Annotated in this window: 13 protein-coding genes and 1 pseudogene; 8 read left to right on the forward strand and 6 right to left on the reverse strand. The window is 67.9% G+C overall.

The features are described from left to right. From AC6LJ2_RS28840 to AC6LJ2_RS28865, 6 genes and pseudogenes are all read right to left on the reverse strand, one after another. Positions 1-301, reverse strand: a pseudogene (locus AC6LJ2_RS28840) (phage tail protein); the annotation flags it as partial. A 279-nt stretch (positions 302-580) separates the two neighbouring features. Then, on the reverse strand, positions 581-1,021 hold the full coding sequence (locus AC6LJ2_RS28845; protein ID WP_263911444.1) for a MaoC family dehydratase: 441 nt from the start codon (positions 1,019-1,021) through the stop codon (positions 581-583). A 92-nt stretch (positions 1,022-1,113) separates the two neighbouring features. Next, on the reverse strand, positions 1,114-2,349 hold the full coding sequence (gene boxA / locus AC6LJ2_RS28850) for a benzoyl-CoA 2,3-epoxidase subunit BoxA (RefSeq protein WP_498152683.1): 1,236 nt from the start codon (positions 2,347-2,349) through the stop codon (positions 1,114-1,116). Positions 2,350-2,400: 51 nt separating this feature from the next. After that, positions 2,401-3,828, reverse strand: coding sequence for a benzoyl-CoA 2,3-epoxidase subunit BoxB (gene boxB, locus AC6LJ2_RS28855; RefSeq protein WP_263911442.1), 1,428 nt, complete (start codon positions 3,826-3,828; stop codon positions 2,401-2,403). A gap of 35 nt (positions 3,829-3,863) precedes the next feature. Next, complete coding sequence (gene boxC, locus AC6LJ2_RS28860; protein WP_263911441.1) at positions 3,864-5,522, reverse strand: 2,3-epoxybenzoyl-CoA dihydrolase; 1,659 nt, start codon at positions 5,520-5,522, stop codon at positions 3,864-3,866. 196 nt (positions 5,523-5,718) lie between these two features. Beyond that, positions 5,719-6,630 carry a helix-turn-helix transcriptional regulator gene (locus AC6LJ2_RS28865; protein WP_263911440.1) on the reverse strand — a complete coding sequence of 304 codons (912 nt, stop codon included), beginning with the start codon at positions 6,628-6,630 and terminating at the stop codon, positions 5,719-5,721. Between the two features lie 177 nt (positions 6,631-6,807). Between AC6LJ2_RS28865 and AC6LJ2_RS28870 the strand changes: the two genes are divergently transcribed. The 8 genes from AC6LJ2_RS28870 (at position 6,808) to AC6LJ2_RS28905 (ending at position 14,446) form a co-directional block, all read left to right on the forward strand. Further along, positions 6,808-7,278, forward strand: coding sequence for a DUF4863 family protein (locus tag AC6LJ2_RS28870; RefSeq protein ID WP_498152684.1), 471 nt, complete (start codon positions 6,808-6,810; stop codon positions 7,276-7,278). A 104-nt stretch (positions 7,279-7,382) separates the two neighbouring features. Beyond that, positions 7,383-8,942, forward strand: coding sequence for a benzoate-CoA ligase family protein (locus tag AC6LJ2_RS28875; protein ID WP_445657258.1), 1,560 nt, complete (start codon positions 7,383-7,385; stop codon positions 8,940-8,942). Beyond that, on the forward strand, positions 8,939-9,781 hold the full coding sequence (locus AC6LJ2_RS28880) for an alpha/beta fold hydrolase (protein WP_498152685.1): 843 nt from the start codon (positions 8,939-8,941) through the stop codon (positions 9,779-9,781). The genes AC6LJ2_RS28875 and AC6LJ2_RS28880 overlap by 4 nt, the downstream gene beginning before the upstream one ends. A gap of 31 nt (positions 9,782-9,812) precedes the next feature. After that, positions 9,813-10,973, forward strand: coding sequence for an ABC transporter substrate-binding protein (locus AC6LJ2_RS28885; protein ID WP_498152686.1), 1,161 nt, complete (start codon positions 9,813-9,815; stop codon positions 10,971-10,973). A 9-nt stretch (positions 10,974-10,982) separates the two neighbouring features. After that, the gene (locus AC6LJ2_RS28890) at positions 10,983-11,864 is read left to right on the forward strand and encodes a branched-chain amino acid ABC transporter permease (RefSeq protein ID WP_263911436.1); all 882 of its coding nucleotides are present in this window, start codon (positions 10,983-10,985) and stop codon (positions 11,862-11,864) included. Positions 11,865-11,866: 2 nt separating this feature from the next. Continuing rightward, positions 11,867-12,967: a branched-chain amino acid ABC transporter permease gene (locus AC6LJ2_RS28895; RefSeq protein ID WP_498152687.1), complete on the forward strand. Its 1,101-nt coding sequence runs from the start codon at positions 11,867-11,869 to the stop codon at positions 12,965-12,967. After that, complete coding sequence (locus tag AC6LJ2_RS28900) at positions 12,960-13,748, forward strand: ABC transporter ATP-binding protein (protein ID WP_498152688.1); 789 nt, start codon at positions 12,960-12,962, stop codon at positions 13,746-13,748. Before AC6LJ2_RS28895 ends, AC6LJ2_RS28900 begins: the two co-directional genes overlap by 8 nt. Beyond that, a complete protein-coding gene (locus AC6LJ2_RS28905; protein WP_263911432.1) occupies positions 13,736-14,446 on the forward strand; it encodes an ABC transporter ATP-binding protein in 711 nt (236 codons plus the stop codon). Before AC6LJ2_RS28900 ends, AC6LJ2_RS28905 begins: the two co-directional genes overlap by 13 nt. The last annotated feature ends 19 nt before the right edge of the window (positions 14,447-14,465 follow it).

Genomic DNA, 14,465 nt, shown 5'->3' on the forward strand with positions numbered 1-14,465 from the left:
GTTCAAAGGTTTTAAAGAGCGCACACTGCTGGCCCGGCGAAGGGGCGGTTCCGGCCAGAGGCGCGCCGGCCACTTGGCCTCCCGCTCCCGGCGGCGTCACACCGCCGGCCGCGCCTTTTTCCGCGGCGGGAATGGCGGCGTCCGCCTTGCGCTGGGCGGCGGCCGCCGCGATTTCCACGGCGTCCACGCCGCTGCGGGTCTTGGTGAAGTTCTCGTTCACCAGGACCATCGCGTTGCGCAGCGTATCGCCGGTCTGGTCGTTCGGCGCCTGGCCGACGTTGATGGGTTTGAGGATTTGCATGAAACGCCTTTCAGGACATGACGCGGCAGTGCCGCCGAATGAAAAAAGCCCACCGGCGCACTGCGGGTGGGCAATACAGGTTCGGGCTACGGCGGATTCATTGGCCCCATGCAAAAAGCCCGCTCAGTGTCCTGGGCGGGCTTGCGGGATCAATGGACGCAATTCGCCCACGACGCAGTCATGTTAGGGGGCTATCACCCAGCCCGGCAAGCAATCTGCGACACGACGTCGGCGGCTGACCGGCGCCATGCGCGACACGGGCGGACGGCTCAGGCCGGATCAGTCGCCGGACAAGTCGAACAGGCTGGTGGCGTCCAGTTCCAGCACGCCTTCGTCGTGCTGGTTCAGCACCGTCCAGGCCCAGGTGATGATGCCCAGGTCGGGGCGCGAGGACGACGTGCGCGCGCCCTGCACACGGGCTTCCAGCCGCAGCTGGTCGCCGGGGCGCACCGGCGTGCGCCAGCGCACTTCGCCCAGGCCGGGCGAGCCGAAGGATTCGGAATCGTGCAGCGCCGAGTCCACCGCCATGCGCATGGCCAGCGCGCAGGTGTGCCAGCCGCTGGCGATGAGGCCGCCCCAGCGGCCCTCGGCGGCGCGCTGGACGTCGGTGTGGAACCACTGGGGATCGTACTTGCGGGCGAACTCGAGAATCTCGGCTTCGGTGATGGTGACAGGACCGGCCTTGATCAGCATGCCGTCCTTGAAATCGGCGAACTTCATGGGTGGACTTCCCCTCGCGATGCAATCGGCACGGCAGCGCGCGGGGATGGCCGCGCGTTGCCATGCCGGTTCCGAGTCGATGGATCTCGACGTCAGTAGGTTTCGAAGTGCAGCCGCCCCTCGCGGCGCAGCACGTCATGCAGGATAGTCCAATCCTGCCCCGATTGCATCGTCACCTCGCGCAGCGCGTCCAGCACGCCGACTTCCATGCCCTTCAATCCGCACACGTAGATGCAGGTATTGCGGTCGGCCAGCAGCGTGCGCACATCGGCGGCCCGCTCGCGGATCAGGTCCTGCACGTAGCGCTTGGGCTGCCCCGCCTCGCGCGAGAGCGCCAGATTGATGTCGATGAAGTCGCGCGGCAGTTTCATCAGCGGGCCGAAGTACGGCAGTTCGCGCTCGGTGCGGGCGCCGAAGAACAGCATCAGCCGGCCGTTCTCGCCGGTGTCGATGCGGCGGCGATAGCGTTCGGTCATGGCGCGCATGGGCGCCGACCCGGAGCCCGTGCAGATCATGATGAGGTTGGCCCGCGGGTGGTTGGGCATCAGGAAGGTCTGGCCGAAGGGGCCGATGACCTGCACCGTATCGTGCTTGGCCAGGTCGCACAGGTAGTTCGAACATACGCCGTGGGCGGTGTTGCCCTGGTGGTCTTCGGTGACGCGCTTCACGGTCAGCGACAGGTTGTTGTAACCGGCGCGCTCGCCGTCGCGCGGGCTGGCAAGCGAATATTGACGCGCGTGGTGCGGCCGGCCCTGCGCATCGGTGCCCGGCGGCAGGATGCCGATGGACTGGCCTTCCAGCACGGGAAACGGCAGTTCGCCGAAGTCCAGCACGATGTGGTGGATGTCGCTGTCGGTGTCCGCGCCGGTGACGCGGTAGTTGCCCACCACGGTGGCGGTGACGGGGGCCTTGTGGGTGTAGAGGTTCACATAGGGGTGCGCCGCCGACCAGGGCGGCACGCTGGCGCCAGCGGCGGTCCAGGCGACGTTCGCGGGGGGTTCCGATGCGGTGGCATCGGCCAGCGGCACGGCCGCCGCGGCCGTTTCGGGCAACGCTTCTTCGCGCGGCAACTCATCCCAGCCCAGCTGGTCCGCCAGCGTATAGGCCTGGGCGCGCACGACCAGGCGCCAGTTGTCGATGGACCCGGTCGGACACGGCGGCACGCAGGCCATGCAGCCGTTGCAGATGTCCGGATCGACCACGTAGTTGTTGCTGTCGTGCGTGATCGCGTCGACCGGACAGGTTTCTTCGCAGGTATTGCAGCGGATGCAGATCTCGGGGTCAATGAGATGCTGCTTCAGGACGTCTACGGGCAGGGCTGCGTTCATCGCGGTCATCCCAATACGCACCGCGGCGGCGCCGCGCGCCGCCGCCGGGCCTCAGTTGAAACGGACGTACTCGAAATTCACGGGCTGGCGGTTGACACCCATGACCGGCGGCGCGATCCAGTTGGCGAACTTGCCCGGCTCGGTGACGCGGCCCATCAACGAGGCCACGAATTCGCGGTCTTCGGGCGTGGGCAGCCACTGGTGCCGGTGAGCCTGCCACTGCGCTTCGGACAGCACCTCGCCTTCGGGCGACATGCGAATGCCGGCCAGCGTGCCGATCTGGCGGTTGAAAGCCTTGTGCGGCACATGCAGGCGAAAGGCAATGCCGCTCTTTTCAATGACCTTGTTCCAGCGGCCGATGCCGGCCACGGAATCGCGGATGAAGTCGTCGCGCAGCACTTCGTTCAGGGCATTGAGCATCGGCACCTCGGCTTCGCCGAGCTTGCCGTTGTTGACCGTCAGCACGCGGTAGGTGTCGTTCTTGAGCTGGTGGTCATCGGTGCGCTTGCTTTCTTCGTAGCGGCCCTTCAGGCCCGACCCGTAGAAGATGGCGGCGTTGGACGACTGGTCGGCACCAAACAGGTCGATGGTGACGCTGTAGTGGAAATTCAGGTAGCGCTGGATGGTGGGCAGGTCGATCACGCCGGCCGCGCGTACGCTGGCCGGGTCGTCGGTCTTCAGCTGGTTCATCACTTCGCAGGTGCGCTGGATGACGCGCGAGATGCCGGATTCGCCCACGAACATGTGGTGGGCCTCTTCGGTGAGCATGAACTTGGTGGTGCGGGCCAGCGGATCGAAGCTGGATTCGGCCAGCGCGCACAGCTGGAACTTGCCGTCGCGGTCGGTGAAGTAGGTGAACATGTAGAACGCCAGCCAGTCGGGCGTCTTTTCATTGAAGGCGCCCAGGATGCGCGGGTTGTCCGAATCCCCCGACGTGCGCTGCAACAGCGCATCGGCTTCTTCGCGGCCATCGCGGCCGAAATAGCGGTGCAGCAGGTACACCATGGCCCACAGGTGGCGGCCTTCTTCGACGTTGATCTGGAACAGGTTGCGCAGGTCATACTGCGACGGCGCGGTCAGGCCCAGGTGGCGCTGCTGCTCGATCGACGCCGGCTCGGTGTCGCCCTGCGTGACGATGATGCGGCGCAGGTTGGCGCGGTGTTCGCCCGGCACGTCCTGCCAGACGTCGCGGCCGATGTTTTCGCCGAAGTGGATTTTGCGCTGGCCGTCTTGCGGCGCCAGGAAGATGCCCCAGCGGTAGTCCGGCATGCGCACGTGGTTGAAATGCGCCCAGCCGTCGGGTTCGACGCTGACCGCGGTGCGCAGGTACACGTCGAAGCCATGCGAGCCGTCCGGACCCATGTCCTGCCACCATTGCAGATAGTTGGGCTGCCAGTGTTCCAGCGCGCGCTGCAGCGTGCGGTCGCCGGACAGGTTGACGTTATTGGGGATCTTGTCGGTGTAGTTGATGCCTGACATTGTCTCGCTCCTGGTTCTTTTTGATCGTGGGCCGCTCAGACGCGGTTCCAGTCGAAGGTCGCCTGCTCGCCCTTGCCATACAGCTTCAGCGCGCCCTTTTCGCCGGCGGCGTTGGGGCGGTTGAAAATCCAGTTCTGCCAGGCGGTCAGCCGGCCGAAGATGCGTGTTTCCATGGTTTCGCGGCCCCCAAAGCGCAGGTTGGCTTCCAGGCCGGTGAGCGCATCAGGCGACAGCGCGCGACGTTCTTCCAGCACCATGCGGACTTCGTCGTCCCAGTCGATGCTGTCGGGCGCAAAGGTCACCAGGCCCAGCGACAGGGCGTCCTGCGCATCCAGCGGCTGGCCGGCGCGGGCGCGCACCGCATCCAGCGCCGGCGCTTCTTCGTAGAAGCGCCGTTGCAGGCGGCTCTGGCCATTGACCATCGGGTAGGCGCCAAAGTTGGCGTCGCCCACGACCAGGCTGGCGGCGGCCTCGCCCGCTTCGCTGTCCAGCATGTAGCTGCGGTCGGCGGCCAGCGCCAATTCAAGCAAGGTGCCGGCAAAGCACGAACCGGGCTCGATCAGGGCGAACAGGCTGCGCGAGGTGACGTCCAGCCGCGCCAGCGTGCGGCGCAGCAGGCCGGCGGTTTCGCGCACGAACCAATGGTCGGCATGGCGTTGCAGGGCGGCGTCGGCCGCCAGCACCGCCTGCGCGTCGCCTTCGGTCTTGAGGATCCAGGTGCCGATGTCCAGCTCGTTGGTGCGCAGGGACAGGATGGCGTCGTCCAGCTCGCGGGCCATCTGCAAGGGCCACCAGGCGGCGCCCGCGGCCAGGATGTCCGGCAGGTCCGACTCGACGGGTGCAAGCGGGGCGCGCACGGTCCAGGTGGCCTGGCGGCGAGCCCGGTCGAGTTGCACGTCGACATAGCGGTACGACAAGGCGTCGGCGCTTTCCTCGCGCACCAACGGCGTCAACGCCACGCCGGCTTCGCCCTGCGGGCGGTGGCTGCCTTCGGCCAGCGCCAGCGCGCGGGCGCGCACCGCGGCCTCGAACTGGGCGGGCTTGACCACGTCGTCGACCAGCCGCCAGTCCTTGGCGCGCTGGCCGCGCACGCCTTCGACCAGGGTGCAGAAGATGTCGGCGTGATCGTGGCGCACGCGGCGCTTGTCGGTCACGCGGGTCAGGCCCCCGGTGCCAGGCAGCACGCCCAGCAGCGGCACTTCGGGCAGGGCCACCGACGACGAGCGGTCGTCGATCAGCAGGATCTCGTCGCAGGCCAGCGCCAGCTCGTAGCCGCCGCCCGCGCAGGCGCCATTGAGCGCGGCGATGAACTTCAAGCCGCCATGGCGGCTGGAGTCTTCGATGCCGTTGCGCGTTTCGTTGGTGAACTTGCAGAAGTTCACCTTCCAGGCATGCGACGACAGGCCCAGCATGAAGATGTTGGCGCCCGAACAGAAGATGCGGTCTTTCATGCTGGTGACGACCACGCTGCGCACTTCCGGATGCTCGAAGCGGATGCGTTGCAGGGCATCGTGCAGTTCGATGTCCACGCCCAGGTCGTAGGAATTGAGCTTGAGCTTGTAGCCGGGGCGCAGGCCGCCGTCTTCGGCGACGTCCATCGCCAGGGTGGCGACCGGGCCGTCGAACGTCAGGCGCCAATGGCGGTACTGGGCGGGATCGGTCCGAAAATCGACCGGATTGGCTGGGCTGCTCATCGCTTGTCTCCTCGTGCATCCTGATGACAGGAAAAATACTGCATCACATGAATTATTATGCAGATTAGTGCAGGTGAAAATCAGCGTCAAGCAAAAGATGCACAAAAGTGCAGTTTCTTGGAGGCGCGCGGCCGCCACAATGAACAGGGCCGCCCTTTTGGGCGGCCCAGGCACAAACCTACCGGTGAACCGACCGCTACAACGGCAGGCCGCAGGCCTTGCGCACCTGGGTCCGCAGGCCGGCGAAGCTCTCCTGCACCTCGAGATGGCTGGTGACCCAGGTCAGGTCGGCCTTGGCATAGAAGGCTTCGCGCCCGGCCAGGATGCGCTTGAGGTCGGCCATGGCTTCGTTGTTGCCCGACATGGGGCGGAAATCGCCCTGCGCCATGACCCGGCCCATATGCTCTTCGGGGGTGGCGCGCAGCCACACCGTGTAGCAATGGGCCAGCAGCAGGTTGAGCGTGGCGGGTTCGGACACCAGGCCGCCCGGGGTAGCCAGCACCATTTCAGGGTAGATCTGGATGGCCTCTTCGAGGGCGCGGCGCTCATAGCGGCGGTAAGCGTTGGGGCCGTACAGATTGTGGATTTCCAGGATGCTGCAGCCGGCCACGCGTTCGATCTCGCGGTTCAGCTCGACGAAGGGGTAGCCCAGGTCGTCGGCCAGCATCTGGCCCAGCGTCGATTTGCCGGCGCCGCGCAGGCCGATCAGCGCCACGCGCTGGGTGCGGTTGGGCCGCTGCGCGCCGGCGCCCACGCCAAATAGCTGGGTCAGCGCTTCGCGCGCGCGTTGCAGGTCGGATTCGGTGCGGCCGCTGAGCAGTTCGCGGATCAACAGCCAATCGGGCGATTCGGTGGTGACGTCGCCGACCAGCTCGGCCAGGGCGCAGTTGAAGGCCTTGGCGATCTGCAGCAGCACCAGGATCGAGGCATTGCCGACCCCGTGCTCGAGGTTGGCCAGGTGGCGCTCGGACACGCCGGTCACCTGCGACAGGCCCTTGCGCGTCATGCCGCGGATGGCCCGCAGGCGGCGCACCCGCTCGCCCAGGGCCACCAGGAAGGCTTCGCGGTGAGGTTCTTCGGATGGCGCTGCGTCTAGCGCTTGATTCATGGTGTAGCTGACTCCGCAAATACCCTGATAACACTCGATTTATGCACTATAGTGCTTGACCCAGGTCAATGGAAGCACTATTTTTCCTCCAACAGCTTCAACAGCGTGTCAGGTGCGACAAAACAGCACTGGATTGCATCCCCGCTGAAGCGCCGACAGTGTAAAGGAGGAGATACGGTGAGCACGCCTGAACGATTCCACGCCCTGATGCGCCAGGTCACCGACCTGATGGCCGGGCAGCCGCTGGACGGCGCCCTGCAAGACCGCCTGAACCGCGATGCCGGCCCGGGCAGCCCCCTGTACAGCGACATCTTCAGCGCCTGTAGGCAAGGCGTGGCCGAGGGCTGGATGTGCAACCGCGAAGGCGGCGGCATCCGCTATGGCCGCGTCATCAAGCCGGCCGACGACCTGGCCGGCTGTTCGGTCGACGTGGTCGACATGGACGACCTGGCGGGCCCCCACCACGCCCACCCCAACGGCGAAATCGACATGATCATGCCGCTGACCGCCGACGCCCGCTTCGATGGCCACGGCGCCGGCTGGCTGGTCTATAGCCCCGGCAGCGCGCATGCGCCGACGGTGACGCAAGGCCGCGCGCTGGTGCTGTACCTGCTACCCGGCGGCGCCATCGACTTCGCGCGCCCATGACCCCACCCCGCCATGCGGCCTTGCGCGCCGGCATGGCCTGCAATGCCGACAAGGGCCGATCACAGGCCCGGGCCCGACGCCCGCCAGAACACCAGGAGACCACCGTGAATGCCTGCCCCGCCGAACTGAATTTCGCCAGCCACCTGGCGGCCTTGAACGCGCCGCGCGCCGCCAAGACGGCCTATATCGACGACACCCGCCAGCTGACCTACGGCGAACTGGCCGAGCGCGTGGCGCGCATGGCGGGCGCGCTGCGCCAACTGGGCCTGCGGCGCGAAGAGCGCGTGCTGCTGCTGATGCAGGACACGGTGGATTGGCCGGTGGCGTTCCTGGGCGCGCTGCACGCGGGCGTGGTGCCGGTGGCTGTGAACACGCTGCTGACGGCCGACGACTATGCCTACATCCTGAGCCACAGCCGGGTGCGAGCCGCCTTCGTGTCCGGCGCCCTGTTGCCGACTTTGCAGGCGGCGCTGGCGCAGGCGCCCGGCGAGGTCGAACACCTGGTGGTCTCGCAGCCCGCCGCGCCGCTGCCGGCCGGCGCGCATGACCTGGACGCGTTGCTGGCCGTGGCGCCGCTGGCGCCGGCGGTCCGCACGCTGTCCGACGAGATCGCGTTCTGGCTGTATTCGTCGGGCTCGACCGGCAAGCCCAAGGGCGTGGTGCACACCCACGGCAATCTGTGGCACACGGCCGAGTTGTACGCCAAGCCGGTGCTGGGCATTCGCGAAGACGACGTGGCGTTTTCCGCGGCCAAGCTGTTCTTCGCGTATGGCCTGGGCAACGGCCTGACCTTTCCGCTGTCGGTGGGCGCCACGGTGGTGCTGATGGCCGAACGGCCGACGCCGCAGGCCGTGTTCCAGCGCCTGACGCAACACCGGCCGACGGTGTTCTACGGCGTGCCCACGCTGTATGCCAGCATGCTGGCGGCCCCCGACCTGCCGCCGCGCGAACGCGTGGCGATGCGCGTCTGCACGTCGGCCGGCGAGGCGCTGCCGCGCGATATCGGCGAACGCTTCACGCGCCATTTCGGCTGCGAGATCCTGGACGGCATCGGCTCGACGGAAATGCTGCACATCTTCATCTCGAACCAGGCCGGCCAACTGCGCTACGGTACCACCGGCAAGCCGGTGCCGGGCTACGAGGTACAGCTGCGCGACGACAACGGCGCCCCGGTGGCTGCCGGCGCCATCGGCGACCTCTACATCAAGGGGCCCAGCGCCGCGCTGATGTACTGGAACAACCGCGACAAGACGCGCCAGTGCTTCCTGGGCGACTGGCTGAAAAGCGGCGACAAGTACGTGTGTGACGCCGACGGCTACTACACCTATGCCGGCCGCAGCGACGACATGATCAAGGTCAGCGGCCAGTATGTGTCGCCGGTCGAGGTCGAGAACATCCTGGTGCAGCACGAGGCCGTGCTCGAAGCCGCCGTGATCGGCGTGCCCGACCACGACGGGCTGGTCAAGACCAAGGCCTACGTGGTGCTGCGCCCAGGTTTCGCTCCCGATGCGCAGACCGGCGCCGACCTGCAGCGCTACGTGAAGCAGCACCTGGCGCCCTTCAAGTACCCGCGCCAGATCGACTTCACCGAAGAACTGCCCAAGACCGCCACCGGCAAGATCCAGCGCTTCCGCCTGCGCCAGCTGGAACAGGTCACGCCATGACGGCCGCCCCCGCCCCCCGGGCCGGCATGGACGCCGGCTGGGTCGACCTGCACGGGCCGGGCCGCCCCCAGCGCCTGGAATACCGCTGGCTCTCTCCAGCGCGGCGCAATGCCCCGCTGATGGTGTTCCTGCACGAAGGCCTGGGTTCGGTGTCGATGTGGAAAGACTGGCCGCAACAGGTATGCGATGCCGCCGGTTGCCGCGGGCTGGTGTATTCGCGCCATGGCTACGGCCGGTCCACGCCCCTGGCCGCGGGCGAACAGCGCGCCGTCGATTTCATGCATCGCGAAGCCGAAGACGTGCTGCCCGCGCTGTTGGCCGCGCTGGACGTGGACGCCGGGCGCGATCGCCCCGTGCTGTTCGGCCACAGCGACGGCGGCTCGATCGCCCTGCTCTATGCGGCCCGCCATCCGGCGGCCGTGGCCGGCGTGGTGGTGGCCGCGCCACACATCTTCGTCGAAACGCGCGCCGTGGACCATATCCGCCTGGCCCGCCAGGCCTATCTGGAAGGCGGCCTGCGCGAGCGCCTGGCGCGCCACCACGATGACGTGGATTCCGCCTTTTGGGGCTGGAACGACATCTGGCTGGACCCGGGCTTTGCCCAATGGGACCTGCGGGGCCGCCTGCCCGCCATCACCTGCCCCGTCCTGGCGATGCAGGGCCTCGACGATGAATACGGCACGCTGGCGCAGATCCGCGGCATCCACGAGGCCGCCCCGCAGACGCAACTGCTGGAAATTCCCGACTGCCGCCATTCGCCGCACAAGGACCAGCCCGCCACCGTCATCCAGGCCATCGCCGGCTTCATCGGCGCGCTGGCCCCCCCCGGCCGCCATTAAGGCAGCCCATAACAACGTACGGAGACCCACCATGACCCATGCCCTGTCCCGGGCCGCGCTAGGCGCCGCCCTGATGCTGGCCACCAGCGGCGCCCTGGCCGCCGACAAGCTCAAAGTCGGTTTCATGCTGCCCTACAGCGGCACCTTCGCCGCGCTCGGCAACGCCATCGAGAACGGCTTCAAGCTGTATGTGGCCGAACAAGGCGGCAAGCTGGGCGGGCGCGAAATCGAGTACTTCAAGGTGGACGACGAATCCAACCCGTCCAAGGCAGCCGAGAACGCCAACCGCCTGATCAAGCGCGACCAGGTGGACGTGCTGATCGGCACCGTGCATTCCGGCGTGGCGATGGCCCTGGCAAAGGCCGCCAAGGATTCGGACACCACACTGGTCGTGACCAATGCCGGCGCCAACGCCATCACCGGCCCGCTATGCGGCCCGGGCATCTTCCGCACGTCGTTCACCAACTGGCAGCCGGCCTACGCCATGGGGCCGGTGGCCAAGGCGCGCGGCCACAAGACGGCGGTCACCATCACCTGGAAATACGCGGCCGGCGACGAGGCCATCGGCGGCTTCAAGGAAGGCTTCGAGCAGGCCGGCGGCAAGGTGGTCAAGGAACTGAGCCTGCCCTTCCCCAACGTCGAATTCCAATCGCTCCTGACCGAGATCGCCGCGCTCAAACCCGACATGGTGTTCACCTTCTTTGCCGGCGGCGGCGCGGTGAAGTTCGTGCAGGACTACCATGCGGCGGGCCTGGACAAGACCATTCCGCTGTATGGCTCGGGCTTTCTCACCGATGGCACGTTGCCCGCCCAGGGCGCATCGGCGCAGGGCCTCTTGACCACGCTGCACTACGCCGACGGGCTGAACACGCCGCGCGACAACGCCTTTCGCGCCGACTACGCCAAGGCCTACAACGCGCAGCCCGACGTCTACGCGGTGCAGGGCTATGACGCGGCGCAGCTGATGCAGTCGGGCCTGAGCGCGGTGCAAGGCGACTTCGCCAGGAAGGCGGACTTCCGCCAGGCCATGCGCGGTGCCACGGTCGACAGCCCGCGCGGTCCGTTCACGCTGTCGGCGGCCGGCAACCCGGTGCAGGACATCTACCTGCGCCGCGTCGACGGCCTGGAAAACAAGGTGGTGGACGTGGCCGTGCGCAAGCTGGCCGATCCCGCCCGCGGCTGCAAGCTCTAGGACAGGCCCATGGACGCCGGCATCCTGCTCATCCAGAGCCTGAACGCCTTCCAGTACGGCCTGCTGCTGTTCCTGGTGGCGAGCGGGCTGACGCTGATCTTCGGCATCATGGGCATCATCAACCTCGCCCATGGCAGCTTCTACATGATCGGCGCCTACATGGCGTTCGCGCTGGGGCCGGCGGTCGATCGCTGGCTGGGCGGCGGCTTCCTGGCCACGCTGGCGGTCTGCGTGCTGGCCGCCGCCGCGCTGGGCTACCTGCTCGAAGCCGCGTTCTTCAGCTACCTGTATCGCCGCAATCACCTGCAGCAAGTGCTGATGACCTACGGCCTGATCCTCGTGTTCGAGGAACTGCGCAGCATCCTGGTGGGCAACGACGTGCACGGCGTGCCGCTGCCCGCCTGGCTGCAAGGCAGCATCGCGCTGGGCGACGTGATGACCTATCCGGTGTATCGGCTGTTCATCTCGGGCGTCGGCATCGGCGTGGCGCTGCTCCTGTACTGGGTCATCGCGCGCACGCGGCTGGGCATGATGCTGCGCGCCGGCGCCAGCAACCGCGAGATGACCGGCGCGCTGGGCATCGACGTCAACAGGCTCTACCGGCTGGTGTTCGCCGCGGGCGTGGCGCTGGCGGCGCTGGCCGGCAGCATCGCCGCGCCCGTGTCGTCGGTGTACCCCGGCATGGGCAACGGCGTGTTGATCGTGTGCTTCGTGGTGGTGGTGATCGGCGGCATCGGCTCGATCCGCGGCGCGTTCGTGGCGGCGATGCTGGTGGGCGTGGTCGAGACCTTCGGCCAGGTGCTGTTTCCGGCCGCCGCCGGCGTGCTGGTGTACGTGCTGATGGCCGCCATTCTTCTGTGCAAGCCCGAAGGGCTGTTCAAACAGGGCTGACCATGACGCTGAATCGACTCCTTCCTTGCCTGACCCTGCTGGCGCTGGCGGCCTTCGCCTGGAGCGGCAGCGACTACTACACCGGGCTGGCCGTGAAGATCATGATCTACGCGGTGTTCGCGCTGAGCCTGCAACTGCTGGTGGGCGGCGCGGGGCTGGTCAGCCTGGGGCATGCCGCCTTCTTCGGCATCGGCGCCTACGCCGCCGCGCTGCTGTCGCCGGCGTCGGAAGCAGGCAGCCTGTGGTGGCTGCTGCCCGCGGCGCTGCTGGCCGCGGCCGCCTACGCCCTCATCACCGGCGCGCTGGCGCTGCGCACCCGTGGCGTGTACTTCATCATGGTGACGCTGGCCTTCGCGCAGATGGCGTACTACGTGTTCCACGACACCAAGGCGGGCGGCGGCAGCGACGGCATCTACCTGTACTTCCGGCCGCAGGCCGACATCGGCGGCTGGCGCCCGTTCGACCTGGACCAGGGCGTCACGTATTACTTCTTCGTGCTGGCCTGCCTGGCGTTGACCTGGGGCTTTCTGGCGCTGCTGCGGCGTTCGCCCTTCGGGGCGGCGCTGGCCGGCATCCGCATCAACGAACAGCGCATGCGCGCGGCCGGGTATTCGACCTATCCATACAAGCTGGCTGCGTATGTCATCGGCGCCGCGTTGGCGGGATTGGCCGGTTTCCTGTTCGCCTTGAAAGACGGCTTCGTCACGCCCGAACTGCTGGCCTGGGAACAATCGGGCCTGGTGCTGCTGATGGTGATCCTGGGCGGCATGGGCAGCCTGGGCGGCGCGGTGCTCGGCACGGCGGCGCTGGTGCTGTTGCAGGAACTGTTCCAGTCGCAGGCGCTGTTTGGCGACTACGCACGCCACTGGCACCTGCCGCTGGGCCTGGCCATCATCGCGCTGGTCGCGCTGCTGCCTGACGGCCTGGCGGGCCTGCCCGCGCAGTGGCGCCGCCGCCGTGCGCGCCGCGATACGCCCGCGGACGCCGCCGCATTGCGCGGCCAGCCCGATGGCATACCCGACGGCAAGACCGCCCCCTTGACGCCCACCGCCTCCACCCCGGCGCCGCTGCGCCTGCCCCTACCGGGAGAGCCCCATGCCTGATTCCCTGCTGGCCGCGCGCGACGTCACGCGCCGCTTTGGCGGCCTGACCGCCGTCAATGGCGTGTCGCTCGCGCTGCAACGCGGCGAAGTCCACGCCGTCATCGGCACCAACGGCGCGGGCAAGTCGACGCTGATCAACCTGCTGTCCGGCGAACTGGCGCCCACCAGCGGGGCGGTCTCGCTGGGCGGCCGCGACATCACGGGCTGGAGCCAGCCCGAACGCGCCCAGGCCGGGCTGGGCCGCAGCTACCAGCGGTCCACGCTGTTTCCTGAACTGAGCGTGTTCGAGAATTGCCGCCTGGCCGCGCAGGCGCGGCGCCAGCGCTTCTGGCATTGGTGGCGCCCGGCGTCCGCCTGCCGGACCAGCGTGGCGCTGGCCGAGCAGGCGCTGGCGCGCACCGGGCTGGCAGACGATGCCGCGCAACCGGCCGGCCTGCTGCCGCACGGCCGCAAGCGCCAGCTGGAAATCGCCATGTGCCTGGCCGGCGAGCCACAGGTCCTGCTGCTGGACGAGCCGCTGGCCGGCATGGGCCCGGAAGAAACCGACCGCATCCTGGCCCTGCTGCAGACGTTGAAGGAAGACCACGCCATCCTGCTGGTCGAACACGACATGGACGCCGTCTTTCGTATCGCCGACACCATCACCGTCATGGTCAACGGCAGCAGCATCGCCAGCGGCAGCCCCGCGGCGATCCGCGCCAACGCCGAGGTGCGCACCGCCTACCTGGGCGAAGACCTGGCGTGCGACCACGCCTTCGGAGACGCCGCATGCCCGCATTGATCGAGGCCGGCGGCCTGCATGTGTATTACGGTGCCAGCCACGTGCTGCGCGGCGTCGACCTGCGCATCGCGGCGGGCGAATCCGTGGGCCTGGTGGGCCGCAACGGCATGGGCAAGACCACGCTGATCCGCAGCCTGGTGGGCCAGGTGCCCAGCGCGCGCGGCAACGTCGCGGTGCGCGGGCGGGACTGCACCCGCGCTCGCCCCCACGCCATCGCGCGGCTGGGCATCGCCTACGTGCCCGAAGGCCGCGGCATCTTCCCCAACCTGAGCGTGCGCGAGAACCTGCTCGTAGCCGCACGCGCCGGCGTCCAGGGGCGCCAGGACTGGCACTACGACCGTGTGCTGCAAACCTTTCCCCGGCTGGCCGAACGCCTGGGCCACGGCGGCCAGCAATTGTCGGGCGGCGAGCAGCAGATGCTGGCCATCGGCCGCGCGCTGATGACCAATCCCGACCTGCTGATCCTGGACGAAGCCACCGAAGGCCTGGCGCCGCTGATCGTGGCCGAGATCTGGCGCATCATCCGGCGCATCCGCGAAACGGGCATGTCCACCCTGATCGTGGACCGCAACTATCGCGCGGTGCTGGCCCATACCGATCGTTGCCTGGTGATGGAGAAAGGCCTGATCGCGCAGGATGGCGACAGCGCCGCGCTGGCGGCCACACCGGAACAGTTGACGCGCTATCTGGGCGTCTAGCCCCGCTCATGAAAAAGCC

The sequence above is a fragment of the Achromobacter sp. 1014246743 genome, from assembly GCF_059760725.1.